The 25,330-nt window shown below is 64.9% G+C and carries 23 protein-coding genes and 1 tRNA gene; 18 read left to right on the forward strand and 6 right to left on the reverse strand.

Annotated features, from left to right (window positions below):
- Window positions 1–103 precede the first annotated feature (103 nt).
- From QUE25_RS13930 to QUE25_RS13955, 6 genes are all read right to left on the reverse strand, one after another.
- Window positions 104–355 (reverse strand): WhiB family transcriptional regulator, encoded by a 252-nt coding sequence (locus QUE25_RS13930; RefSeq protein ID WP_286266032.1) that lies wholly within the window; start codon window positions 353–355, stop codon window positions 104–106.
- Between the two features lie 132 nt (window positions 356–487).
- On the reverse strand, window positions 488–4,216 hold the full coding sequence (locus QUE25_RS13935; protein WP_286266036.1) for a multifunctional oxoglutarate decarboxylase/oxoglutarate dehydrogenase thiamine pyrophosphate-binding subunit/dihydrolipoyllysine-residue succinyltransferase subunit: 3,729 nt from the start codon (window positions 4,214–4,216) through the stop codon (window positions 488–490).
- 91 nt (window positions 4,217–4,307) lie between these two features.
- Window positions 4,308–5,621, reverse strand: a complete 1,314-nt coding sequence (locus QUE25_RS13940) for a hypothetical protein (protein ID WP_286266039.1) — start codon at window positions 5,619–5,621, stop codon at window positions 4,308–4,310.
- Entirely contained in the window at window positions 5,618–6,979 is a 1,362-nt protein-coding gene (locus tag QUE25_RS13945; protein WP_286266041.1) for a glycosyltransferase family 87 protein, read from the reverse strand. Before QUE25_RS13945 ends, QUE25_RS13940 begins: the two co-directional genes overlap by 4 nt.
- A gap of 16 nt (window positions 6,980–6,995) precedes the next feature.
- Window positions 6,996–8,120 (reverse strand): AI-2E family transporter, encoded by a 1,125-nt coding sequence (locus QUE25_RS13950; RefSeq protein WP_286266045.1) that lies wholly within the window; start codon window positions 8,118–8,120, stop codon window positions 6,996–6,998.
- 140 nt (window positions 8,121–8,260) lie between these two features.
- Window positions 8,261–8,332, reverse strand: a tRNA-Arg gene (locus tag QUE25_RS13955).
- Between the two features lie 181 nt (window positions 8,333–8,513).
- On the opposite strand from QUE25_RS13955, the gene QUE25_RS13960 reads away from it, so the two are divergent.
- The 18 genes from QUE25_RS13960 to QUE25_RS14045 all read left to right on the forward strand — a co-directional run bounded on the left by QUE25_RS13960 (window position 8,514) and on the right by QUE25_RS14045 (window position 25,326).
- Window positions 8,514–9,770: an integrase gene (locus QUE25_RS13960; protein ID WP_286266046.1), complete on the forward strand. Its 1,257-nt coding sequence runs from the start codon at window positions 8,514–8,516 to the stop codon at window positions 9,768–9,770.
- Window positions 9,771–9,931: 161 nt separating this feature from the next.
- Complete coding sequence (gene lysA / locus QUE25_RS13965; protein WP_286266048.1) at window positions 9,932–11,335, forward strand: diaminopimelate decarboxylase; 1,404 nt, start codon at window positions 9,932–9,934, stop codon at window positions 11,333–11,335.
- A 2-nt stretch (window positions 11,336–11,337) separates the two neighbouring features.
- Complete coding sequence (locus tag QUE25_RS13970) at window positions 11,338–12,660, forward strand: homoserine dehydrogenase (RefSeq protein ID WP_286266051.1); 1,323 nt, start codon at window positions 11,338–11,340, stop codon at window positions 12,658–12,660.
- A complete protein-coding gene (gene thrH / locus QUE25_RS13975; RefSeq protein WP_286268585.1) occupies window positions 12,660–13,277 on the forward strand; it encodes a bifunctional phosphoserine phosphatase/homoserine phosphotransferase ThrH in 618 nt (205 codons plus the stop codon). The genes QUE25_RS13970 and thrH overlap by 1 nt, the downstream gene beginning before the upstream one ends.
- A 280-nt stretch (window positions 13,278–13,557) precedes the next feature.
- Window positions 13,558–15,354 (forward strand): transcription termination factor Rho, encoded by a 1,797-nt coding sequence (gene rho / locus QUE25_RS13980; RefSeq protein ID WP_286266053.1) that lies wholly within the window; start codon window positions 13,558–13,560, stop codon window positions 15,352–15,354.
- 100 nt (window positions 15,355–15,454) lie between these two features.
- Window positions 15,455–15,664: a 50S ribosomal protein L31 gene (gene rpmE, locus QUE25_RS13985; protein ID WP_286266055.1), complete on the forward strand. Its 210-nt coding sequence runs from the start codon at window positions 15,455–15,457 to the stop codon at window positions 15,662–15,664.
- Window positions 15,665–15,760: 96 nt separating this feature from the next.
- Complete coding sequence (gene prfA, locus QUE25_RS13990; RefSeq protein ID WP_286266057.1) at window positions 15,761–16,846, forward strand: peptide chain release factor 1; 1,086 nt, start codon at window positions 15,761–15,763, stop codon at window positions 16,844–16,846.
- A complete protein-coding gene (prmC, locus tag QUE25_RS13995) occupies window positions 16,843–17,703 on the forward strand; it encodes a peptide chain release factor N(5)-glutamine methyltransferase (RefSeq protein WP_286266058.1) in 861 nt (286 codons plus the stop codon). Before prfA ends, prmC begins: the two co-directional genes overlap by 4 nt.
- Window positions 17,696–18,436, forward strand: a complete 741-nt coding sequence (locus QUE25_RS14000; RefSeq protein WP_286266060.1) for an L-threonylcarbamoyladenylate synthase — start codon at window positions 17,696–17,698, stop codon at window positions 18,434–18,436. The genes prmC and QUE25_RS14000 overlap by 8 nt, the downstream gene beginning before the upstream one ends.
- Window positions 18,429–19,538, forward strand: a complete 1,110-nt coding sequence (locus QUE25_RS14005) for an MraY family glycosyltransferase (RefSeq protein ID WP_286266061.1) — start codon at window positions 18,429–18,431, stop codon at window positions 19,536–19,538. Before QUE25_RS14000 ends, QUE25_RS14005 begins: the two co-directional genes overlap by 8 nt.
- Before the next feature lie 87 nt (window positions 19,539–19,625).
- Window positions 19,626–20,078, forward strand: a complete 453-nt coding sequence (locus tag QUE25_RS14010) for a hypothetical protein (protein WP_286266063.1) — start codon at window positions 19,626–19,628, stop codon at window positions 20,076–20,078.
- Entirely contained in the window at window positions 20,075–20,311 is a 237-nt protein-coding gene (locus QUE25_RS14015) for a hypothetical protein (RefSeq protein WP_286266065.1), read from the forward strand. The genes QUE25_RS14010 and QUE25_RS14015 overlap by 4 nt, the downstream gene beginning before the upstream one ends.
- Window positions 20,308–21,081, forward strand: a complete 774-nt coding sequence (gene atpB, locus QUE25_RS14020; protein ID WP_286266066.1) for a F0F1 ATP synthase subunit A — start codon at window positions 20,308–20,310, stop codon at window positions 21,079–21,081. The genes QUE25_RS14015 and atpB overlap by 4 nt, the downstream gene beginning before the upstream one ends.
- A gap of 36 nt (window positions 21,082–21,117) precedes the next feature.
- Entirely contained in the window at window positions 21,118–21,339 is a 222-nt protein-coding gene (gene atpE / locus QUE25_RS14025; RefSeq protein ID WP_286026669.1) for an ATP synthase F0 subunit C, read from the forward strand.
- Between the two features lie 20 nt (window positions 21,340–21,359).
- The gene (locus tag QUE25_RS14030; protein WP_286266071.1) at window positions 21,360–21,950 is read left to right on the forward strand and encodes a F0F1 ATP synthase subunit B; all 591 of its coding nucleotides are present in this window, start codon (window positions 21,360–21,362) and stop codon (window positions 21,948–21,950) included.
- Between the two features lie 2 nt (window positions 21,951–21,952).
- On the forward strand, window positions 21,953–22,729 hold the full coding sequence (gene atpH / locus QUE25_RS14035) for an ATP synthase F1 subunit delta (RefSeq protein ID WP_286266072.1): 777 nt from the start codon (window positions 21,953–21,955) through the stop codon (window positions 22,727–22,729).
- A 26-nt stretch (window positions 22,730–22,755) separates the two neighbouring features.
- On the forward strand, window positions 22,756–24,390 hold the full coding sequence (gene atpA, locus QUE25_RS14040) for a F0F1 ATP synthase subunit alpha (RefSeq protein WP_286266073.1): 1,635 nt from the start codon (window positions 22,756–22,758) through the stop codon (window positions 24,388–24,390).
- Window positions 24,391–24,396: 6 nt separating this feature from the next.
- On the forward strand, window positions 24,397–25,326 hold the full coding sequence (locus QUE25_RS14045) for a F0F1 ATP synthase subunit gamma (RefSeq protein ID WP_286266075.1): 930 nt from the start codon (window positions 24,397–24,399) through the stop codon (window positions 25,324–25,326).
- Window positions 25,327–25,330 lie beyond the last annotated feature (4 nt).

A 25,330-nucleotide genomic window follows, 5' to 3' on the forward strand; every position in this document is an offset into this window, starting at 1 on the left:
TGGTTGTGTAGAACGGATTGTGCCGCGACAGGGACCAGCAATGCCCGAGCTGACGCTCACCACGGCTTGTGTTGGAGTGCGCGACGGGGGTGTCGAACTCTCGTCAGCTGCTCCGTAGCCGGGCTCGTGAGGCACGCCGCTTCATGGCACGGCGTTCGTCTTCTGACATGCCACCCCAGACGCCGTGGTCCTGGCCGGCTTCGAGTGCCCAGCGCAGGCACTCCTCGCGAGCCTGGCAGCGTCGGCAAACCATCTTCGCCTCCTCGACCTGGGCCAGGGCAGGCCCGGTGTTGCCGATGGGGAAGAAGAGTTCGGGATCTTCTGCCAGACAAGCTGCGCGATGGCGCCAGTCCATATGTTGGGACTCCTATTCGATCTGTGGTGTAATCCGCCAGCCAGACAACTTTGCCATGAACGGCCGGGATACGGTAGGGGTTAGCAGGGGTTTTCCGCAACTTTGTTGCCGTTCGCAGCCAATTGCGGTGGATCAGGCGCTGCCCAGCGCTGCTGAGAGCAGTGCTTTCTCCTCTGCTTTGTGGACGGCGGACGATCCGGTGGATGCTGCTGCAGCCGCCGGGCGGGTGAACCCGCGCATGGTGAATTCGCGTCCCAGTGTCTCGCTCATGGCTGGCACGAAGTTCAGCTGCAAGAACTCCCAGGGGCCCTGGTTCGATGGCTCGTCCTGAACCCACCGGATGTCGCTGACCTGGGGATAGCGCGCCAATTCGGTAGCCAGCTGCTTGTCGGCTAGCGGGAACAGCCGCTCCAAGGTGAGGATGGCAACCTTCTCGTCCAGCCCCATCTGCTCGCGTTGCTGGACCAGATCCCAGCGGATCTTGCCCGAGCAGATCAGGATGCGCTCGACCTTGGCCGGATCGGTGATCGATGGATCGCTCAGCACCGGGCGCCATTGTCCGCTCGTGAAGTCACCGGGTTGGGAGACGGCGAGCTTGTTGCGCAACATCGACTTGGGGGTGGCGATGATGAGCGGACGATGCCAGTTGACCTGGACGTGCTGGCGCAGCAGATGGAAGTAGCTGGCCGGCGTGCTCGGCTGGCAGACGGCCATGTTGTCGCCGGCGCACATCTGCAAGAACCGCTCGATGCGCGCACTGGAGTGGTCGGGCCCGGCGCCCTCATAACCGTGCGGCAACAGCAGCACGACGCCGGACTTCTGCGTCCACTTCGCGAAGCCGGAAGCGATGAATTCGTCGAGGATGATCTGGCCACCGTTGACGAAGTCGCCGTACTGGGCCTCCCAGCACACCAGCGCCTCCGGGGCGGCCACCGAGTAGCCGTATTCGAAACCGATCGCAGCGTACTCGCTGAGCAGCGAGTCGTAGATCTCGAAGGGAGCCTGATCGGCCGACAGGTGCTTCAACGGCACCCAGGCCTCGTTGGTCACCTGGTCGACGATCGCGCCGAAGCGTTGGCTGAAGGTTCCCCGGCGGGTGTCCTGGCCGACGACGCGCACCGGGTAGCCGTCCATCAACAGGGTGCCGAATCCCATCAGCTCGGCGGTTGCCCAATCGATGGGGCCGTCGCTGATGGACTTGACGCGCCGCTTCAGCTGCGGTGCCAGCTTGGGATGGACGTGGAAGCCCTCCGGGAGGTTGTCGTAGACCGAGGCGACGGCCGCGATCTGGTCGGGGCTGGCGGCGGTACCGATCTTGAGGCCTCGTTTGACCGGATAGACGGGCACCAGGCGGTAGCTCTCGTCCTCCATCGGCACCTCGGGATCACGGACCGCGGTGAAGACCTCTTCGAGACGACCGCGGAACTTGTTGACCGCCTGCTCGGCGTCGGCCAGCGAGATGTCACCGCGGCCGATCAGCTGTTCGGTGTACAGCTTGCGCACCGGGCGTTTCTTCTCGATGAGGCTGTAGGTCAGCGGCTGGGTGAAGCTCGGCTCATCGCCTTCGTTATGCCCGCGGCGGCGGTAGCACAGCATGTCGATGACGACATCCTTGGCGAAATGCTGACGGTACTCGAAGGCGATCTGGGCAGCCAGGGCGCAGGCGTCCGGATCGTCGCCGTTGACATGGATGATGGGGGCCTGCACGGCCTTGGCGACATCGGTGCAGTAGACCGAGCTGCGAGCATCCGCCGGGCCGGTGGTGAATCCGACCTGGTTGTTGACGACCAGGTGAATCGTCCCGCCGTTGCGGTAGGGACGCAGCTGGCTCATCTGCAACGTCTCGTACACCACTCCCTGCCCGGCGAACGAGGCATCGCCGTGCGCCAGTACCGGCAGCACCGGATGGGCGCTGCGCTGGACCGACGGATCGGTTCCGATGAGCCGGTCGTTCTTGGCTCGCGCGATGCCCTCCAGCACCGGATCGACAGCCTCCAGATGCGACGGGTTGGCGGCCACCGAGGTGCGCACCGTGCGTCCGCTGGCGGCCGTGTACTCGCCGTCGGAACCGAGGTGATACTTGACGTCGCCGCTGACGACCTCTTCGTCGGTCGCGCGGTTGTCGAATTCGCGGAAGATCTGCGAGTACGCCTTGCCGACGATATTGGTCAGGACATTGAGCCGGCCGCGGTGCGGCATGCCGATACAGACCTCGTAGATGTCGTTGTCGGCGGCGCGTTCGCAGATCTCGGCCAAGATCACGATCGCCGACTCGGCGCCCTCCATGCTGAACCGGGTCTGGCCGACATACTTGGTCTGCAGGAAGGTCTCGAAGACTTCCGCCTCGCTCAATTGATCGAGAATCCGCAGGTGCTCGCCGCGCGGGCGCGGCTGGTGCGGTGCCTCCACCCGGCGCTGGAACCAGCTGCGCTGCTCGGGGTCGTGGATGTGCATGTATTCGATACCGAGGGTGTGCGCGTAGGAGTCCCGCAGGATGTCGAGGATCTGGCGCAGCGTGAGGAAGCCGAGCTGCTCCTCGGCGAATCGTCCTACGGGGAACTCCCGGTCGAGATCCCACAGGGTCAGGCCGTGCGTCTCGAGCTCGAGTTCGGGATGAGTACGCATCTTGTACTCGAGCGGGTCGACATCGGCTTGCAGGTGACCGAAGATGCGGAACGCGTTGACCAGCGAGACCACACGTGCCTGCTTGCTCACGTGGTAGTTGCGGTTGATCGGGATGTCGGTTGCCCACTTGAGCGGCGGGTAGGGGATACGCAGGGCCTCGAAGATCTGCTCGTAGAAGCCGTCGGCGCCCAGCAGCAGCCGATGCATTTCGCGCAGGAATTCGCCGCTCTGGGCGCCCTGGATGACCCGGTGATCGTAGGTGGAGGTCAGTGTGGTGACCTTGCTGACGGCCATCTGGGTGAGATTGACCGGGCTGGTGCCCTCGAAATCGGCCGCGTAGTCGATCGAACCGACACCCAGGATGAGTCCTTGACCGGGCATCAGCCGCGGCACCGACATATTGGTGCCGATGCCACCGGGGTTGGTCAGCGAGACCGTGGTTCCGGCGAAATCGTCGACGGTGAGCTTGCCGTCGCGGGCCTTGCGTACCAGCGCTTCGTAGGCGGCGTAGAACTGCGCGAAGTTGAGGTCTTCACACGCCCTGATGTTGGGCACCAGGAGCTGGCGCTGATCGCCCTTGACCACGTCGATGGCGACTCCGAGGTTGATGTCGGGGTGTTCGACCAGTACCGGTTTGCCGTCCTGCTCGTCATAGGCACAGTTCATGGCGGGCACGGCCTTGATCGCCTGGATCATCGCGAAGCCGATGATGTGGGTGAAGCTGACCTTGCCGCCACGGCTGCGGCGCAGGAAGTTGTTGATGGTGGCGCGGTTTTCGACCACCAGTTTCATCGGCACGGTACGCACCGAGGTGGCCGTTGGCATGGAGCGCGACGCGTCCATGTTCCTGGCGGTGCGCATCGGCGCACCCTTCATCACTGTCCGGCGCGGACCGGTGCCCGACAGCTGAGGACGCACCAAGGGATTGGGGATCTCGGGACCCAGACCGCTGGCGGTACCGGGCTGGTTGGGGGACTCGGTGCGTTCGTCCTTCGCCTCTACCTTGGCCACCGGCGCGCCGGCGGCCTTGGGAGTCGAAGGTGCGGGAGCCGGGGGCTGGGCAGGGGCGTGCTCCTGGGCCGGCTGTGGACGTGATGCGGAGGCCTCGGCGTCTGGGGAGCGAGTGCTGAAGAACTCCACCCATCGGGGATCGACCGATGAGGGATCGTTCTGATAGCGCTCGCGCATCTCCTCGATGAGCCAGTCGTTAGCGCCGAAGTCGTCAAAGTTGGACATACCTGCTGCGGCCAAACGCCGCTTCGCCCCTTCCCATGGTTGGCATTGCGCGAACCGCTGGCGAGGTGCCAGTTTGATTGCTGCGTCAACTCTAGTGGGACGAGGCCACCTGCGGGTCGTCCCGGCCGATCCGCCACGCCGACTTGAGGGCCATCGTTACCGAGGCGACGCACAGGGCGATCACCAAGAGATTGCGGACCACCAGTCGCACGGTGTCTGCGTGCTCGGCGGTCGGCTGACTGATCAGGCCCGAGTAGTTCAGTGGGAAGACCAGGTGGGTCATCGCGGCGCAGATCAGGCCCAGAATTGCCAGCCAGCGCGCCTGGATCCGGTCACGGCGCGGCAACGACAGCGACAGCAGAATGGCCAGTGGTCCGCCCAGCCAGATCATGTACTGGGGGCTGAAGGTCTTGTTCGCCACGATCGTCGCGCAGATCAGCGCGATCTGGGCAAGGACGATGGCGTGCGTCCGGGCAGCCATCGTGTCGGGATCGTTCGCGTTGGGCAGGCGATGGTGGGGCAGACCCATCCCGCCGAGCGCGATCAACCAGCCGAGGGCCACGGCCAGCAGGACGCTGCCGACCAGCATCCAGTCCGCGACCGAGAGCCAGAAGTCGACGCCCGGGCCGAAGATCTCCCAGGCGTTGTACTGCGAGAGTTCGGTGTGAAACAGGTCGGGGGAGATGAAGGCGTGCCGGATCATCGGGACGGTGGCCACGATCGATTCGATCTGCAGACCGCGGTCGGACTGCCAGGTCACCGGGGAGATCGAGCGCGTCCAGCCGAAGAACAGGACGGAGCCGAGGCCGAGCAGGCCGCCGGCGATCAGGAAGCCCAAGCCGCGGCGTTTGCCCCAACGGTCGGTGCCGAGCATGGGGGCGATCAGCATCGCGGGCCACAGTTTGGTCGCCGCTCCGACGGCCACGGCAGCCCCTGAAGCGATCGGACGACGGGTGACCCAGACCAGGCTTGCCAGCACGGCGACGGCAGGCAGCAGATCAATGCGGAACCAGATCAGCGAGCCGATGCACCACGTGTAGGCGGCCCAGTAGGCACTCGCCGTCTTGCTGTACGACCGCCACAGCCAGACCGTGACTGCTCCGTCCAATATGACCATGATGAGGACGAATGCGATGACGTACGCGTTCTCGGTGCGCCCTGCCGTGATCCGGATGAGGTCGAGGAAAACTGCGATGGGAGTGGGGTACTCGACCAGGGCTCCGGAGACCCCGTCGGCATCGAGCTGCCAGAAGTAGTAGCGCACATCGTGGTCGATGAATGTCTCGCGGTTGCTCCACAGCAAGGCCATCAGTGCGCGGCTGAGCACCCACAATGAGAAGGCGACGAACCCATTCGTCAGCAACCTGCCGAGGGATGCCGCACGCCGGGTGGCCGGTCTGCTCATGCGCGCCTTTCCTTAGCAGTAGTCCAGACGAAACCCTTCACCAACCGCAGAACATAGCCCAGAAGCGCCGTTATCAACAGGTTTCGTAATGCCAGAACGATAGTCACAGGCAACCGCCAGTAGCGCGTGATATAGGAATCGCGCACCAAGGGGTCGTAGCCGAGGGGGAAGACGATGCCGGTGAGGATCGTGATCGTCAAGATGGTGAGGCAGATCAACCAGAGTCTGCGCCGGTCGAGTGCGTAGTTCGCGGTGTCCGGACGCCGGCAGCCGAGCAGTGCGATCGCTGCGGCCATCGGCCCACCCAGCCAGATCATGTACTGCGGGCTGAACGTCTTGTTGGTGACGATCATCGTCAAGATCACGAGGATCATGAGCAGCGCGGCCTGCGAGGTGGTGCCGTGGCCGCGCCGCCACCACAGCGCGAAGACGACGATGAGCATCAGCATTCCGATCACCGTGGCGATGGTGGCCAGCGTTGACCAGAAGGGCACGCCGGTGCCGTAGATCTCGAACGCCTGGAAGCGGGATATCGTCACCGCATAGTCGCCGATACCGACGGCGCGCGCCAGCATGGGGATGGTCGCCCAGACCGATTCCACTTGAAGCCCGCGGCCCGACTGCCAGGTGAGCGGCGAGATGAGGCGGTCCCAACCGGCCCAGATCAGCGAGATCAGGGCGAGCAGGCCACCGGTCAGCCAGAAACCGATGCTGGTGCGGATGCGTTGGGGACGACTGCCGCCGCACAGCGCGGGCCACAGCAGCGCCGGCCAGAGTTTGATCGCGGCGCCGATGCCGGCCAGTGCTCCGCTCGCCGTCCAGTGGCGGCGCAGCAGCAACAGGCTCCAGCCCGCGAGTACCGAGGTCACCAGATCGAAACGCAGGTAGACCGTCGGCCCGATGAATACGACGAACAGCGTCCAGAAGGTGACCGCATGGGATCGCAGGCGTCCACCCCAGCGCCACAGGGACAGCGTGAAAGCCACGTCCAATGCCAGCATAAGGAGCACGAATGCGACGACGTAGCCGGTCTGAGTGCCGAACCCGAGATACCACGGCAGTGTCAGCAGCCACAACACCGGGGTGGGGTACTCGGTCATGGTGGCAGCCGGGCCCACCTGGAACATGTAGGCGATGTGCTCGTAGTAGTAGACGACATCACCCTGGGTTTCGGGGTTGATCAGGGCCCAGGTGAGCAGCACGGCAAGACGCCCGATCGCCCAGATCAGCAGTTGCATGCGTCCCGAGCGCAGGTTCCAGCGGTCGAAGAAGTGCGAGACGATGCGCTCGGGAGCGACGAGAAGCTCGGAGAGGTGCCAGCGCTCGGGAGGCTGTGAGGCTTGGGGTGTCTCGGCCATCGGGGGTATCCTCGGGTCAGCCCTGCTCCGGCGGAACGAGGCCGGCATCGGCTTCGTCCGTGGCTGAATCCGCGTCCCGCTGGGCGCGGATCGCGGCGGCCGCCTTCGTGGTTGCGGATAGTAGCGGGGGAGCCAGCACCATTCCGAGGATGCCGGCGATGACGCCGCCTACCATCGTTGCGACCAGCACAGCGACCGGGTGCATCTTGAGAGACGACCCGAGCGCCCAGGAACTGACCGCTGTCTGCACAGTGCCGTTGGAGACGAGCAGGCTGACCAGCACGATCAGCGCGGCCGTGGAGCCACCTGAGCCGAAGGCGATGAGCACGGCGAATATGCCGGTGATCCAGGCGCCGACGAACGGCACGAACGACAAGACGAAGTACATGATGAAGATGGGGATCGCCAGCGGCACGCGCAGGAGCAGCAGCGGCACCATGAAGACGGGGGCGGTGATGATCGCGGTGACGGCTACACCCCTGAAGTAGCCGCTCAGCGCGCCTTGCACCAACGAGATGACCTTGTCGGCAAGCGCGGGATCAGTGCCGGTGAGGCGAGCGACCCAGTCGGGGAACTTCGACCGGTCCCTGATGACGAAGAAGAGGAAGAAGACAGCGAAGAACACGCCGAAGGCCAGCGAAATCACCCCGAAGAAGGTATCCGTCACCAGGCCGAGCACGCCTTCGCCCAACCGCGGGGCATAGTCCTGGACGGCGGCCCGCGCACGTTCCAGCCAGATCGTGTCGAGATCCAAGCTGTTTCCCCAGACCAGGAATGAGCTCCAGCCGGCGTTGAGCTGGCTTGAGATCTCCGGGACCTGTTGGATGAAGCCTCGTGTGACGAGCACAATGATTCCCGCTGCCACCAGAGCGAAGACCAGCAGGGCGGCCAGCGCCGCGAGCACGGGGCGGGCTCCTCGACGTTCCAGTGAGGCGGCGATGGGACTCAACACCGTGCCCAACATGACGGCGATCACCAGTGGCACCATCACGCCACTCACGGCGCCGAATGCCAAGCACACCACGACGACCAGGCCGATGATCCCGAGTGCGGACCAGCTCGCGATGCCATAGCGCCGCAGGCCGATGAGCCAAGCTGGGTCGCCGGCACCTGCCCGGTCGCCGACGTGTGGCGTTTCCATTCGTTCTGCCTCTCTGCCATGCCAGACCGAGTGCAACGCGTTGCCTGCCAACTCAGACCATACCGCCCAGTCGAGTGCGATATCGCAGTGCCCGGCCCGCCGCGCAGAAGCCAAAGCAGAGCGGAGACCGAGAAAATGAGCGCCCCCGAGAGGATTCGAACCTCTGCTCCCGCCTCCGGAGGGCGGTGCTCTATCCCCTGAGCTACGGGGGCAAACCTGACAGCATTACTGGCTTGCTGGGCAGAGTTCAGGTTAGCACTGGGCGGCCTCCGGGTGGAAATGAGCGACGAGACTCATACATAGTCCCCGCGAGTGAGGGGGCCGTGCCTCATACAGTTTCCCCCGCGAAGCTTGGGTCGGCCACGATGGGGTGTGAGTGATGAGGGTTTGTCGATGGCAGCCAGGGTTGAGGTCACGAAGCGGTACGCCACGGCGTACGCGGCCGCGTCGAAGAAGGACAAGGGTCTGATCTTGGATCAGGTCGTGGACGTGACGGGCTGGAATCGGGATCATGCTCGTCAGACACTGAAGGCGCGACTACGGCAGCCGAAGGGCCGCGCTGTTGCGACGGTCGCGGTGATTGACCGGCGACGCACGAAACCACGCAAGTACTCCTACGATGCGCTGGTGGTGCTGCAGCGGGTTTGGGCGACTGCTGGCGGCAGTTGCGGGAAGTACCTCGTCGTGTCGATCAGCGACTGGCTGGATGCGATGGAAGCCGAAGGTTCACTGGTGGCCGGGCAGGACCGCTACAGCGTGGAGGTGCGTGCCGAGCTGGAGTCCATGTCGGCGGCCACGATCGACCGGTACCTGAACACAGCGCGGGCCAAGGACCCGATCCGAGGCAAATCGGCAACGAAACCGGGGAGCTTGTTGCGTAACTCGATCAGTATCCGCAAGGCCGGTGACGAGGTCGAGGCCGAGCCGGGGTTCTTCGAGGTCGACACGGTGGCTCACTGCGGCCCGACGTTGAAGGGCGAGTTCGCGCGCACCGTGAACTTCACCGACATGCATACCGGCTGGGTGTTCACCAAAGCGATCCGCAACAACGCCCACCTCCACATCCGGTCCGCGTTCGACGAGTTCATCAACCAGGTGCCGTTCATGGTCACCGGGATCGACTGTGACAACGGCTCGGAGTTCATCAACTATGACCTGATCGGCTGGGCCGGGCAGCGTGAGGTGTTCTTCACCCGATCAAGGCCCTACAAGAAGAACGACCAAGCCACCATCGAATCGAAAAACAACCACCTCGTCAGGCGTTACGGCTTCTACCACCGCTACGACACCCCACTGGAGCTGGAACTCCTCAACCGGCTGTGGCCACTAGTCAACGACCGGTTGAACTTCTTCACCCCCACGAAGAAACCAATCGGCTGGGCCACCGATGCCGTCGGTCGCCGCAAACGCGTCTACGACAAGCCCAAAACGCCCTACCAGCGGTTCCTCGACGCCGGGGTCCTCAGCCGAGCCCAGCAAGCCGAGCAGGCCGCATACAAGACCACCTTGCAGCCCGCCGCGATGGCCCGACAGATCGGCCTGATCCAGCAAGAACTCACCCGCCACGCCGGTCTGAAAACCCGCCGTCTAGAAGAACAAGCACGACCACAACTACCCAACCCCGCCGGGATCCGGCTAACCGCCAGCTGAACCCTACGCGAGGAAAACAATGTGAGGCACGACCCCCCATTTCGCGGGGATTTGACAATGAGGCACCACGATGAGCGCGCCGGTTCTCGGCATCGGTTCGGCACGCGCATTGTGCTGGACGGCTTGGCGCCAGTTGGCCAGGTCTGGGAGAATAGGGCATCGTGACTCACATGCACGTCGCTGGTGCCATCCATGCAGATGTTTCGACTCCAGGCCCGCAATGGCTGGAGCGTCCCAGCGACCCCAATAAGCTCAACTCCGCACTGTGGAGCAAGACGACTGAACGTGCCGAGGACGGCGTCATCAGCACCGCCGGGCTGAGAGTCACCGATGCCATTGAGCAGTTCGGCAGCCCGGTCTATCTCATGGACGAGCAGGACTTCCGGCATCGCGCGCGAGAGTTCCGCGACGCCTTCGAGGGCTGGACGGTCTACTACGCCGGCAAGGCGTTCCTGACCCGCACCGTGGCCCACTGGGTCGATGAGGAAGGCCTGTCGCTCGACGTCTGTTCGGCAGGTGAGCTGGCGACCGCCTTGCAGGCCGGGTTCGATCCGGCCCGGATCGGCATGCACGGCAACAACAAGAGTGTCGACGAGCTGGCGACGGCTCTGGACGCGGGAGTCGGGCGGATCATCATCGATTCGCTGGACGAGCTGGACCGGATCATCGAACTCTGCGAGGCCAACGACTGGCATGCTCGCGTGATGGTGCGCGTCACCCCCGGGGTGGAGGCTCATACCCACGAGTACATCGCCACCGCCCATGAGGACCAGAAGTTCGGCTTCTCCATCACCAACAACCAGGCGATGGTGGCGATGGTGCGCTGTCACTACGACCCGCACACCACGCTGCTGGGTATCCACTCGCACATCGGCTCGCAGATCTTCGACACCGGCGGCTTCGAAGTTGCCGCCCGGCGCACCATGAAGCTGCTCTCGCAGTTCACCGACGCGACCGGCACCCAGCTGCCCGAACTCGATCTGGGCGGCGGTTTCGGCATCGCCTACACCAGCCAGGACTCTCCGTCCACCCCTGAGCAACTGGCCGGCGATCTGCGCGAGATCGTGGCGCACGAGGCACGTGGCCACGGGATGATCGAGCCCCGACTGTCGATCGAGCCCGGCCGCGCGATCGTTGGCCCGGCCGCGATGGCCGTCTACACGGTCGGCACCGTCAAGCCGGTCGATCTGGAGGGCGGCGCCCAGCGCATCTACGTGAGCGTGGACGGCGGCATGAGCGACAACATCAGGCCCGCCCTGTATGCCGCCGAGTACTCCGCGGTCCTGGCAAATAGGTGTTCGCAAGCCGAAACCGTGCTCTGCCGGGTGGTTGGCAAACACTGCGAGGGCGGCGACATTCTGGTGCATGACGTCTTCCTGCCGGCCGATGTGCATCCCGGTGATCTGCTCGCCGTGCCCGCATCGGGCGCCTACAGCCGCTCGATGGCCAGCAACTACAATCACACCCCGCGTCCTCCGGTGGTCGCGGTGAACGATGGCGTGGCGAAGGTGCTGCTCCGCCGGGAAACTCTGGACGATCTGATGGCATTGGATGTGGGGGAATGATGATGCGGGTGCGTCAGGACGGTGATGAGCCGCTGAAGGTGGTTCTGCTGGGATCCGGCACGGTCGGCACACAGGTGGCCAGGCTGATTCTCGAGCACGGCGACGACTTCGCCGCCCGGATCGGGCGACCCCTGGAACTGATCGGTATCGCGGTGCGCGACCTATCCCGCCAGCGCCCCGGATTGCCCGCCGGCCTGTTCACCGACGACCCGCAAGGGCTCATCGACCGTGGCGAGGCCGACATCGTCATCGAGCTGATCGGCGGAATCGATCCCGCTCGGCAGTTGATCTTGTCGGCGATCGAGCATGGTGCCTCCGTGGTGACCGCCAACAAGGCCCTGCTGGCAGCACACGGCGAGGAGATCTTCGATGCCGCCGAGCTGGCCGGTGTCGATGTGTACTACGAGGCTGCCGTGGCCGGCGCGATCCCGATCATCCGGCCGCTGCGCGAATCGCTGGTCGGCGATTCGATCCGCCATGTGATGGGCATCGTCAACGGCACCACCAACTACATCCTCGACAAGATGACCACCGAGCAGACCGACTACGAGGCTGCCTTGGTGCAGGCACAGGACCTCGGTTACGCCGAAGCCGATCCGACTGCCGACGTCGAGGGCTACGATGCGGCCGCCAAGGCCGCATTGCTGGCCAGCCTGGCCTTCCATACGCGGGTGAACGGTGACGAGGTGCACACCGAGGGCATCACCCGCATCGTGCAGGACGACATCCGGGCCGCCCGCGATGTCGGCTGCGTCGTGAAGCTGGTGGCCATCGCCAAACAACTGGACGACGATCAGATCTCGGTGCGCGTGCACCCGACGCTGATCCCGCTCGGCCACCCGCTGGCAGCGGTGGGCGGGGCCTACAACGCGATCTTCGTCGAGGCGGATGCTGCCGGACGGCTGATGTTCCTCGGGCCGGGTGCCGGTGGCGCTCCCACGGCCAGTGCGGTGACCGGTGACCTCGTGACGGTGGCCCGCAACCGGGCGCGTGGGGTTGCCGGACCCAACCAGACCATCTACAACGAACTTCGAGTTGCCGACATGGGCGCGGTGCAGACCCGCTACTTCCTGCGGCTGCGAGTCGTGGACGAGCCGGGCGTGCTGGCCACGATCGCCGCGATCCTGGCCCACCACAAGATATCGGTGCAGACCGTTCTGCAGACTCCGGCCGATTCGTCCGGAGTTCGTGACGGGGCATCGGCCGAGCTGAGTCTGATGACTCACATGGCAACCGAATCCGATCTGCTCGCCTGCCTGAGCGAACTGAAGGCCAACCCGAAGGTGCGCAGTGAGGTCCGATTCTTGAGAGTGGAGGGCATGTGATGCAGCTGGCCTGCCTTGACCTGGAAGGCGTCCTGGTTCCGGAGATCTGGATCGCCGTCGCCGAGGCCACCGGAATCGACGAGCTGCGCCTGACGACACGCGATGTCAGTGACTACGACGAACTGATGACCCACCGGCTGCGTGTATTGGACGCCCACGGACTGAAATTGCCGCAGATCCAGCGGGTCATCGCCGGGCTGGGGCCGCTGCCCGGTGCCCGTGACTTCCTCGACTGGTTGCGCGAGCGCTACCAGGTGATCATTTTGTCTGACACCTTCTATGAGTTCGCCGAGCCGCTGATGATCCAGCTCGGACGTCCGACGCTGTTCTGCCACCGTCTCGAGGTGGCCGAGGACGGTCAGATCACCGGCTACAAGCTGCGGATGCCCGACCAGAAACGGCACGCGATCGAGGCCTTCCAGGGCCTCAACTTCTCGTGTATCGCGGCCGGTGACTCCTACAACGACACATCGATGCTCGGCCAGGCCGAAGCGGGCATCTTGTTCGATGCGCCGCAGCGGGTGATCGATGAGTTCGGGCAGTTCGAGTCGACCACCGATTACGACGGACTGCGCGCCGCTTTCACCAGGGCAAGCGCCAAGATCGCGACTCGCTGAGCTCACGAACCGGCGGTGTCGCGTTTCTCATGCAACCTTTGGTAAAGTAGCTGAAGCGCGGCGTACTAAACAGCCGTCATGAGTCTGGTAGTTCAGGCACATGCGTCCGTAACGGGACAACCCACTCACAAGCCTGTCGGATCATGACGTGGTCTGCAGACGCAACCGTGCTCAGGTTGTGCCAGTTCGGGCAAACCCGATTTTTCATGTGAGCCGCCTTGTGGCGGAAAGGAATCTTGTGAGCGAAACCTCATCGGGCCCCCAGGCAGGACTGTCGACAATGCTCCTGCCGGAGCTGAAGAAGGTTGCCGCCGGTCTGGGCATCAAAGGTGCCAGCACCATGCGTAAGGCCGATCTGATCGCCGCGATCAGCGGAAACCAGAGCAGCGGCCACCCTGCCACCCCCCAGAAGTCAGCCGGCGCCGCGTCTGTGGCGCCCACCACCGAACCCCCCACCCGCACCCGCAGTCGTCGTCAGCGCAGCGCGGACAGCGGCCAGCGCGCCGCCGAGCAGGCCCCGCAGGCAGAACTGACCGGAGGCACCGAGCACCCGGCGATCGCGCGCTCTGAGCGAAGCGAGCATTCGGTGGTCGAACGAGTCGATCGTCCAGTCGCCGAACCAACTCGCGACGAGACCGAGCAGAGCCTGGAGGACAGCGTCGGCGCCCGGCTCGCAGCCCTCGGCCAGGATCCGAAGGTCCGCGAGCGTCTGCGGGAACGGGAGACCACCCGCGGCTCGGCCTCCGACAAGCAGGAACAGGTGGCCCAGGCGGTCGCCAAGCAGGTGAGTGCGCCGACCCACGAGGCACCGTCGCGCACCGGCGAGGACGAGCAACCCAGCGGATCGCGCCGCTCCCGCAACCGCCGTCAGCGCGAGCGCGGCAGTCGCCGCAATCGAAGCGCCGGCAACGAGGCCGAGCGCGTCGACGAGTCGGTGCATGACGACGATGTGCTGATCCAGATCAGCGGCATTCTCGATGTCCTCGACAACTACGCTTTCGTGCGTACCAGTGGCTACCTGGCCGGACCCAACGACGCCTACGTCTCGCTGTCGATGGTGCGCAAGAACGGACTCCGCAAGGGTGACATCATCACCGGCGCCATCCGTCAGCCCCGCGAGGGGGAGCGTCGCGAGAAGTACAACCCGCTGGTGCGTCTCGACACGGTCAACGGCCAGCCGCCCGAGAAGATGAAGGATCGTCCCGATTTCTCCAAGCTGACCCCGCTGTACCCGCAGCAGCGGTTGCGGATGGAGACCACCCAGCAGAACATGACCGGCCGCATCATCGACCTGGTCAGCCCGATCGGCAAGGGCCAACGCGGTCTGATCGTCTCCCCGCCGAAGGCCGGCAAGACGATGGTGATGCAGTCCATCGCCAACTCGATCACCGCGAACAACCCCGAGGTGCACCTCATGGTGGTGCTCGTGGACGAGCGTCCCGAGGAGGTCACCGACTTCCAGCGGACGACCACCGGCGAGATCATCGCGTCCACCTTCGACCGTCCCGCCGAAGACCACACCTCGATCGCCGAACTCGCCATCGAGCGTGCCAAGCGGCTCGTCGAGTTGGGCCGCGACGTGGTCGTGCTGCTCGACGGCATCACCCGGTTGGGCCGTGCCTACAACCTGGCCGCGCCGCCATCGGGACGAATCCTGTCCGGCGGTGTCGATTCGGCGGCGCTCTACCCGCCGAAGAAGTTCTTCGGTGCGGCCCGCAATATCGAGAACGGCGGCTCGCTGACCATTCTCGCGACCGCCCTGGTGGAGACCGGCTCGAAGATGGACGAGGTGATTTTCGAGGAGTTCAAGGGCACCGGCAACATGGAGCTGAAGCTCTCGCGTCAGCTCGCCGACAAGCGCATCTTCCCAGCCATCGATGTGGACGCCTCCGGTACCCGCCGTGAGGAGCTGCTGATGGGGCGCGCCGAACTCGATATCATCTGGAAACTGCGCCGGGTGCTGGCCGGAATGGACGATCAGCAGGCCCTGGAGACCCTGCTGAGCCGGATGCGGAAGACCGCAAACAATCCGGAGTTCATCGTTTCGATCGCCAAGACCACGCCCGGAGCGGTCTGAGTGAGATTTGGGTAATACCACAGCGCGCGGTAAGATCGCGCGACGGCGCCGGTTCACGCCCTCGATACATGGCGACCCGGCACGATAACTAGGAGAAACCATGAAGCAGTCGACTCACCCTGAGTACCACGAGGTGAAGGTCGTGTGTACCTGCGGGAATCAGTTCGAGACGCGCAGCACCATCAAGTCGGATGTCATGAGCGTCGACGTGTGCTCCGAATGCCACCCGTTCTACACCGGCAAGCAGAAGATTCTTGACACCGGTGGCCGCGTTGCTCGTTTCGAGCGCCGCTACGGCAAGAAGAAGTAGCAGTCTTCCAGCGGGCGCTGGCGGCGGAGATACCCGCCGTCGGCGCCTCTTTCATTGCCAGGAACTGCTAGCTGCCGACGTCCCTCAGGAGGACTGATGTTCGAAGCCGCCGAATCGATGCGTGCTGAGTACGCCGAACTCGAAGCTCAGATGAGCGATCCGGCGGTGCTGTCCGACGTCAAGCGCTCCCGCGTGGTCGGGCGCCGGTACGCCGAACTCGCCCAGATCGTCAAGGCGCTGGACGAGTACGACACGCTGGCCGCCGACGAGCAGGCGGCGGCCGATCTCGCGGCCGAGGACCCCGGGTTCGCCGAGGAACAAGCCGAGATCCACGGCCGTCTGGAAGCGGTCACCGAGAAGCTGACCGCTCTGCTCGCCCCGCGCGACCCCAACGACGACAGCGACGCGATCATGGAGATCAAGTCGGGGGAGGGCGGCGAAGAATCCGCCCTGTTCGCCGCCGACCTGCTCAACATGTACGCGCACTACTGCGAGCAGCGCGGTTTCAAGCTGCAGGTGCTCGACGCCGAATCGACCGACCTGGGCGGGTACAAGTCGGTCACGGCGGCCATCAAGGCGTCCAAGACCCCCGAACCCGGCCAAGCCCCCTACGGCGTGCTGAAGTTCGAGGGTGGCGTGCACCGGGTGCAGCGGGTGCCGGTCACCGAGTCGCAGGGCCGGGTGCACACCTCGGCCGCGGGCGTGCTGGTGATGCCCGATGTCGAGGACGACGAGATCGAGATCAACGAGGACGACCTGCGCATCGACGTCTACCGGTCCAGCGGCAAGGGCGGCCAGGGCGTCAACACCACCGACTCGGCCGTGCGGATCACCCACCTGCTGTCGGGCATCGTGGTGACCTGCCAGGACGAGCGCAGTCAGCTGCAGAACAAGGAGCAGGCGATGCGCATCCTGCGTGCCCGGCTGGTCGCCAAGGCCGAAGAGGAACAGGCCCAGCAGGCCGCCGCCGCCCGCAAGTCGCAGGTGCGCACCGTCGACCGATCCGAGCGCATCCGCACCTACAACTTCCCGGAGAACCGCATCACCGATCACCGGATCGGTTTCAAGGCACACAATCTCGATGCGGTGCTGGGCGGCGACCTGCACGACCTGATCGCGGCCTTGCAGACCGCCGATCTGGAGGAGCGGCTGTCGCACGTGGGGGAGCAGGATGCGCAGTGACCCGGCGTCCGATGACTCTGCTCGCCGGGGCTTCGGCGCGGCTGGCTGACGCCGGCGCCGCCTCGCCGATGACCGACGCCCGGCTGTTGCTCATGCACGCCGGCGGCCTGTCGGCAACCCAGCTGCTCACCGCTGTTGCCATCGATGATCTCGTGGCCGCGCGGTTCGATGAACTGATCGCCCAACGGGCCACCGGAGTACCGGTGCAGCATCTGACCGGCGAGGCCTGGTTCCGCAATGTCCGGCTGGCCGTCGGCCCGGGCGTGTTCATTCCTCGCCCGGAGACCGAGCTGGTGGCCGGGGCGGCCATCGACGAGGTCCGGAAGCAGCAGCCGGGCTCGCTGGTAGTCGAATTGTGTGCCGGCTCAGGTGCGATCAGCGCCGCGGTCTGCGACGAGGCCCCCGGCGCTCGGGTGATCGCCGTCGAGAAGGATGCCCAGGCCGCGCAGTGGCTGCGCCGCAATCTGGCCGCCACCTCCGCCGAGGTAGTCGAGGCCGATATGGCAGCCGCGCTGCCCGATCGTGACGCTCAGGCCGCGGTCGTGGTCGCCAATCCGCCCTATATTCCCTGGTCGCAACGTGATGGGCTGCCCGTCGAAGTGCGTGAGCATGATCCTGAGGCGGCACTGTTCGCCGAGGATGACGGCCTGGGCGCCATCCGCGTCGTGATCGCTGTTGCGCACCGGCTGCTGCGTCCTGGCGGCCTGGTGGTGATCGAGCACGGCGACGACCAGGGCCCTGCCGTGCTCGACGAGATGGCTCGGGCCGGCTTCGGCGATCAGGCCGATCACCTCGACCTGTCGGGGCGTCCACGTTTCGTCACGGGCAGACGCGTGCCAGGATGGGACGGTGAGTGAGCTGTCGAACGCTGAATCCGATGAGCCGCGCCGGCGGCGTTTCGATCTTTCCACCGAACGTGACGAGGGCCTGGCAGCGGCCCAGGATGCTCTCGCGAACGGTGACTTGGTTGTCATTCCCACCGACACCGTCTACGGCATCGCGGCGGACGCGCTGCAGCCGGCCGCTGTGCAGGGCCTGTTGGACGCCAAGCACCGCGGCCGCGACATGCCGCCGCCACTGCTGATCGCCGAGCCCGCCATGCTGCGTGCACTGGTGGTCGACGTCCCGGTCGAGGTGGATGCCTTGATCAATCGGTTCTGGCCGGGCGCGCTCACCCTCATCATGAGAGCCCAGCCGACGCTGAGGATGGACCTGGGCAAGACCGAGGGCACCATCGCCGTCCGGGTGCCCGATCACCCGGACGCCCGTGCGCTGCTGCGCCAGACCGGACCGCTCGCGGTGAGCAGTGCCAATGTCTCCGGCCAGCCGCCGGCCACCAACATCGACGAGGCCATCGACCAACTCGGGGATTCGGTTGCGGTCTACCTGGACGCCGGTGCCACCCCGGGGCCGACCGCATCCACCATCATCGACCTGGCGAGCACCCCGAGCGGACGAATCATCCGCGCGGGTGTGCTGGGCCATGCTGCGCTTGCCGTCGTGATGCCCAAGCTGGCCGACATCACCCCAGCGGCCCCCGAACCCGATCCTGCGGTGGCGTCCGACGGCGGGCAGACGCCGGATGCGTGAATACCTGCTGGTGATGCTCACCGCGGCAGCAACGACCTACCTGCTGTCGGGGCTGTGCCGCGCCATCGCCATCAGATTCAGCATTGAGGCGCAGATCCGGGTCCGTGACATGCACACCCGGCCGACGCCCTATCTCGGTGGTGTTGCGATGTTCGGCGGGGTGGCGATGGCCTTCCTGCTGGGGTCGATGATGCCTTTCCTCGGGCGCCACCAGGTCGTCTCCCGCGACTCACTCGGCATCCTGGCGGCCGGGGCGGTGATCTGCCTGGTGGGCGTGATCGACGACATCATCGATCTGCCGGCGATCGCCAAGGCCGCCGGCCAGGTGCTCGCCGCGGGTGTCGCGGTGCTCTTCGGTGTGCGGATGTATTGGATTTCGTTGCCGAACCAGATCATCGCGCTCGATCAGGCGACCTCGATCATCATCACGGTGGTCTTCATCTTCGTCTGCGTGAACGCGATCAACGTGATGGACGGGCTGGACGGGCTGGCCGCCGGAGTGGTCGCCATCGGTGCGTCCGCGATGTTCACCTACACCTATGTGCTCGCCCGCGAGCAGAACCTCGTGGTGGCGACCACGGCCAGTCTGGTCACCGCCACCACGACCGGGGTCTGTCTGGGCTTCCTGCCGCACAATTTTCACCGGGCCCGCATGTTCATGGGCGACGCCGGTTCGATGCTGCTTGGACTCCTGCTGTCGTGCTCGTCGCTGTCGTTCACCGGCCAGATGGACTCCCAATCGCTGAACCCCGAAGGCACCGGGATGCTGCCCTACTGGCTGCCGCTGGTGCTGCCGTTTGCGATCATGGCGCTGCCACTCATCGACCTGGTCGCTGCCTACATCCGGCGCACCATCAATGGCAAGTGGTGGTTCGTCGCCGACAAGCAGCATCTCCACCACCGGCTGATCCAGCGGGGCCATTCGGTGGTCAACGCGGTGTGGATTCTGTACCTGTGGAGCGCAGTGATCGCCTATGGCGTGATCGCTTTCGGGCTGGTGCGGCTGCCGGTGGCATTGCTGCTCATCGCGGCGGGGATAGCCGCTGCAACGCTCGTCACGGTGAATCCGGGGCAGCGGCACCGTACGCAGGCCGACGCCTGACAGACTCGACGGGGTGCGGGCGGCAGCCCGCCCGGATGCCCTAAACTCAGGGTTGTCGCCCGCACGGTTCATCAAAGAGGAGGTACGGTGGCGTCTGCATCGACTGCAATCGACAGCCTCGGCCGGTTTACTTCTTCAGCTTTGATGGTCAGCGCGCTGGCCGGCGGCCTGTGTGCTGTGGTGGCCGCCCTGATCGATCAGACCCGAGGGCTGGGCAGTGCGCTGGGTGCAGTGGCACTGGTGCTGGCGTATTTCTTCAGTGGTCAATTGGTGGAGCGGATCGCGATGCAGTTGGCCAACAGCCAAGGCATGGTGCTCATCATGTCGGGCTACCTGGTACGCGTCCTGCTGCTCGGGCTGATCCTGCGATGGGCGCTCAGCAGTCCTGCGGTGGCCTCGCTGGTCTCGCCGGTCTGGGTTTGTGCAGGTGCGCTCGCGGCGGTGGTCGGCTGGCTGGGCGGACTGATCGTCCGGCATTCACGGGCGCGCATCGCCGTCTACGACCGGCCCTATCAGGCACCCGCCGGGTGGGACGAATGAGCCGCCATAAGACCGGTCTGGGTCGATCGGCGGAGCCGGCGCAGCAGATGCAGGGGAAAGATCAGGGGATGATCATCCTCAGTTACCTTCTCACCGGCATTGGGCTGTACGGTGGTCTTGGCTGGTTGGCCGACAACCTATTGCACACGTCATTCCTGATGGTCGTCGGTTTCATCGCCGGAATGATCATCAGCTTTTACATCATTATCAAGCGGTACGGGAGAGACGCATGATCCCGATGGAAGGCGGGGGCTACACCTCGCCGGGTGTGGAGGATTTCCAGTTCCCGGGCCTGTTCGGTACCGACTGGATCACCAAGCCCATGTTGCAGGCGGTGATCGCCGCGATCGCAGTGCTCGTCATCTGGTGGCTGGCCTCCAGGCGTTTGAGCACGGTGCCGAACAAGCGCCAGTTCCTCATGGAATACCTCTATGAGTTCATCCGCAACGGCGTCGGCCGCGATATCCTCGGGCCGGGGTTTCGTCCCTATATCGGTCTGCTCGTCGGATTGTTCACCTACATCCTGCTGAACAACTGGTTCGGTGAATTCTTCTTGTTCATGTTCCCGACGATGTCGAATATCGGCTACTCGTGGGGCGCTGTTGCCATGGTCTTCGTCGTCTATGTCTATGCCGGTTTCCGTGCCCATGGCCCGGGCTACCTGCGCAAGGCGCTGATCCCCGAGGGCGTTCCGTGGTATCTCTACCCGATCATCGTGCCGGTGGAGTTCTTGTCGAACTTCATCACCCGGCCGTTGACTCTCGGCGTCCGTCTCTTCGCGAACATGTTCGCCGGGCACCTGACGATCCTCGTCTTCGTCGTCGGTGGTACCTACCTGCTGACTCAGGCCGACGGCATCGTCCTCAAGATCGGCGGCGGGTTCTCGCTGCTCTTCAGTTTCGTCATGCTCGGCTTCGAGCTGTTCATCGGTTTTCTGCAGGCCTATATCTTCACGATCTTGACCGCGCAGTACATCTCTTCATCGATCAGTGAAAGTCACTGACGACATCAGTCTCATTGCAAACGAAAGGAACGAAGAATGACCCCCATGGAACTGGCCGGCTCGATCAACGTCATCGGGTACGCCTTGGCCACGCTGGGCCCTGGCATCGGTGTTGCCTGGATCTTCGCCTCGGTCATCAACGGCACTGCGCGTCAGCCTGAGGCCAAGGGAGCCATGATGAGCACGGCCTACATCGGCTTCGCCGTGGTTGAGGCCCTCGCCATTCTGGGCTTCGTGCTCGCCTTCGTCATCCAGTGATTGGGCCCACCATGATCGGTGTGGGACTGATACCCATGGAGTTCTCCCTGGGTCCGCTGGCTCCGGAGCATCTGGAAGAATTCATCGTCGGCCTGGTCCTGGCGATCATCGTCGCGGTGGGTGTGCAGAAGATCGCGGTCCCCAAGTTCGAGCAGATGTTCAACGAGCGGGCCAATGCGATCGAGGGCGGCATCAACCGTGCCCAGGTGATCCAACAGGAGGCCGAAGAGACCAAGCGGCATTACCAGGAGCAGCTTGCCCAGTCCCGCGAGGAGGCCGCCGCGCTGCGCGAGCAGGCGAGGGCCCAGGGCCAGCAGATCATTGCCGACGCGCGCAAGGAAGCCGAGGCGGAAGCGGAGCGCATCCGCCGGTCTGCCGAACTGCATCTTCGCAACGAACGGGATCAGGCCTACAACGCTCTGCGCTCCGACATCGGCCGCTTGGCGGTGCAGCTCTCGGAACGTGTTGTCGGTGAGTCTTTGTCCGATTCGCAAGCCGTCGGACGAACCGTCGACCGGTTCCTCGCCGAACTGGACGCCCAGCCGTCGCGAGTTGTGCCGGACTACGTGCCCGACTCGCTGGCTGGACCTGAAGGGGCGGGGACACAGTAGCGATGGAAGCGGAGACTCGCGTACGCGAACTGGACACCATGGCCGATGGGCTCAATCTGGAGCAGGCCGATACCGACGGACTCGTCGCGGTCAGTGCCGCATTGGGCGACCAGCCCCGGCTGCGCGGCGCGCTCAGCGATCCCGCGCTGCGCGGCGACGAGCGTGCCCAGCTGGCAGCCACCTTGCTGAGCGGACGGGTGAGCGCCAAGGTCGCCGAACTGGTCGGTGCCGCCGCCGCGCGCAGCAAGGGGCCCAGCGATCTTGAGGCGCTCGTCGAACGGATCGCCATCCGGGCCGTCCTGCAGCACGACGGCGAGATCGACGCGGTGGCCGAAGAGTTGTTCCGTTTCGCCCGTACCGTGGAGGCCGATCCGAGGCTGCAGGTCACGCTGACCGATCCGCGGGTGGATCTGGCCGCCCGGCAGGAGCTCGTCGACACGCTGGCGAGCACCAAGGTGCGTCCGCAGACGCTGGCGCTGATTCATCGTGCGCTGGCCGTGCGCGGCCGGCCACTGGTGAAGACCCTTGATTCCTATGTCGAGCTGGCCGCATTGGTGCAGGCCAGCACGATCGCCAGGGTGAGCGTGGCGCGTCCACTGACCGCCGATCAGCTTGCCCGCATCAAAGCTCAGTTGGTGCGCATCTATGGTGTCGCGATCGATGTCCGGGTCGACGTCGATCCCGAAGTACTCGGTGGAGTACGTATCGAGGTGGGCGACGAGATCATCGATGGCACCATCCAAACCAGACTCAACCAAGCTCGTCGCCTGATCGGCTGACGCGAAAACAAGGAGTGGAGACCGCGATGGCGGAACTGACGATTCGCCCCGACGAGATCCGGGATGCGCTGAACGAGTTCGTGCAGAAGTACGAACCTACTCAGTCGGCCCGGGAAGAAGTCGGAAGTGTCATCACCTCGGGTGACGGTATCGCCCGGGTCGATGGCCTGCCGTCGGCGATGGCCAATGAGCTGCTGCGCTTCGAGAACGGCACGCTCGGTATCGCACTCAACCTTGAGGCCCGCGAGATCGGCGTGGTCGTCCTGGGAGACTCGAACGGCATCGAGGAGGGATCGCAGGTCGTCGGCACCGGCGAGATCCTCTCGGTTCCGGTCGGCGACGGCTACCTGGGACGCGTTGTCGACGCGATGGGCAACCCGATCGACGGTGAAGGACCGATTCAGGGCGCGACCGAACGTCGTCCGCTGGAACTCCAGGCCGCCGGCGTCATGGACCGCCAGGAGGTCAACGAGCCGCTGATGACCGGGCTGAAGGCCATCGATGCGATGACCCCGATCGGTCGAGGTCAGCGCCAGCTGATCATCGGCGACCGCAAGACCGGCAAGACAGCGATCGCCATCGACACCATCCTCAATCAGAAGGCGAACTGGGAGACCGGTGACCCGACCAAGCAGGTGCGCTGCATCTATGTCGCGGTGGGGCAGAAGAACTCCACGGTCGCCGAGGTACACGAGACGCTGAGCAAGCGCGGCGCGATGGACTACACCGTGATCGTGAACTCTCCGGCATCCGACCCCGCGGGCTTCAAGTACATCGCGCCGTACGCCGGTTCGGCGATCGGGCAGCACTGGATGTACCAGGGCCGTCACGTGCTGATCGTCTTCGACGATCTCACCAAGCAGGCCGAGGCCTATCGAGCGATGTCGTTGCTGCTGCGCCGCCCGCCGGGCCGCGAGGCCTATCCCGGCGACGTCTTCTATCTGCACTCCCGTCTGCTGGAGCGCTGCGCCAAGCTCTCCGATGCGCTGGGGGCCGGCTCGATGACCGGTCTGCCGATCGTGGAGACCAAGGCGAACGATGTCTCGGCCTACATCCCGACGAACGTGATCTCTATCACCGATGGCCAGATCTTCTTGCAGTCGGATCTGTTCAACGCTAACCAGCGACCCGCCGTCGATGTCGGCATTTCCGTCTCTCGGGTGGGCGGCGCAGCTCAGACCAAGGCCATGAAGAAGGTGTCGGGCACCCTGAAGATCTCGCTGGCGCAGTATCGCGACATGCAGGCCTTCGCGATGTTCGCCTCCGATCTCGACGATGCCTCCAAGCGTCAGCTGGAGCGCGGCGCGCGGTTGATGGAGTTGCTTCGCCAGCCCCAGTACAGCCCGATGCCGATGGAGGAGCAGGTGGCCGTCATCTGGGCCGGTACCACCGGCCAGTTGGACGAGGTACCGGTCGAAGACGTCCAGCGCTTCGAGGAGCAGTTCCTCGACTACCTGCGGCACAACTCCGATCTGCTGACCACCATCGCACAGACGGGAACGGTGGGCGACGCCGAGTTCAAGCTCGCCGGCGCGCAGATCGCGTCGTTCAAGAGGACCTTCCGTACCGCCTCGGGCGTCCTGCTGGGGGAGCCCGATGCCGACGAGGTCACCGATTCCGACATCGAGCAGCAGCAGATCGTCAAGCGGAATCGGGGCTGATGATCCATGGCGGCAACGCTGCGCGAACTGAGGGAACGTCGCAACTCGGTGTCCGCGACGATGAAGATCACCAAGGCGATGGAACTCATCGCCGCCTCACGGGTGAACCGCGCCGAGCTCAAGGCACAGTCGGCTCGCGAGTACACCCTGGAGCTGCACCGTGCGGTCAACGCGGTAGCCACCTTCGCCCAGGTGGAGCATCCGCTGACCCGCGAGCATCGTGAACGCAAGCGTTCGGCGGTGCTGGTGATCAGCAGCGACCGCGGCCTGGCTGGGGCCTATCCCGGCAATGTCAGCCGGGCGGCCGAGGGCCTGATCGACCTGCTGGAGTCCAAGGGCATCACCGTCCAGCTGTTCACCGTGGGCAAGAAGGCCATGGAGCATTTCGCGTTCCGGGGCGTGCCGGTCGAGCAGTCCTGGTACGGATTCGGTGAGGCCCCGCACTACGAGCACGCCCGCGAGATCGGCCAGGTGCTGATGCAACGGTTCCTGACCCATCATCAGGACGAGGGCGGGGTCGCCGAACTGCACGTGGTCTACACGCAGTTCAATTCGCTGGTCTCGCAGCGGGTGCGCATCGTGCGTCTGCTGCCGTTGCAGGTCGTGGAAGCAGACCAGGACGAGGGCGAGGAGGAACTCGGACCCGATCTGTCCTCCCCCGAGGGCCTGGTCCCCGATTACGCTTTCGAGCCGGACGCCGAGACCGTGCTGAACGCCCTGCTGCCGATGTACATCATCGACTCGATCAAATTCATGCTCCGCCAGTCGGCCGCGTCCGAACTGGCGAGTCGCCAACAGGCCATGCATTCGGCCACTGACAATGCCCAAGAGCTGATCCGGGAGCTGACCCGGCAGGCCAACCAGGCGCGTCAGGCCGAGATCACCCAGGAAATCAACGAAATCGTCGGTGGCGCGGGCGCGCTGTCGGCGTCGTGATAGG

Source organism: Brooklawnia propionicigenes (genome assembly GCF_030297015.1).
Lineage (GTDB): Bacteria > Actinomycetota > Actinomycetes > Propionibacteriales > Propionibacteriaceae > Brooklawnia > Brooklawnia propionicigenes.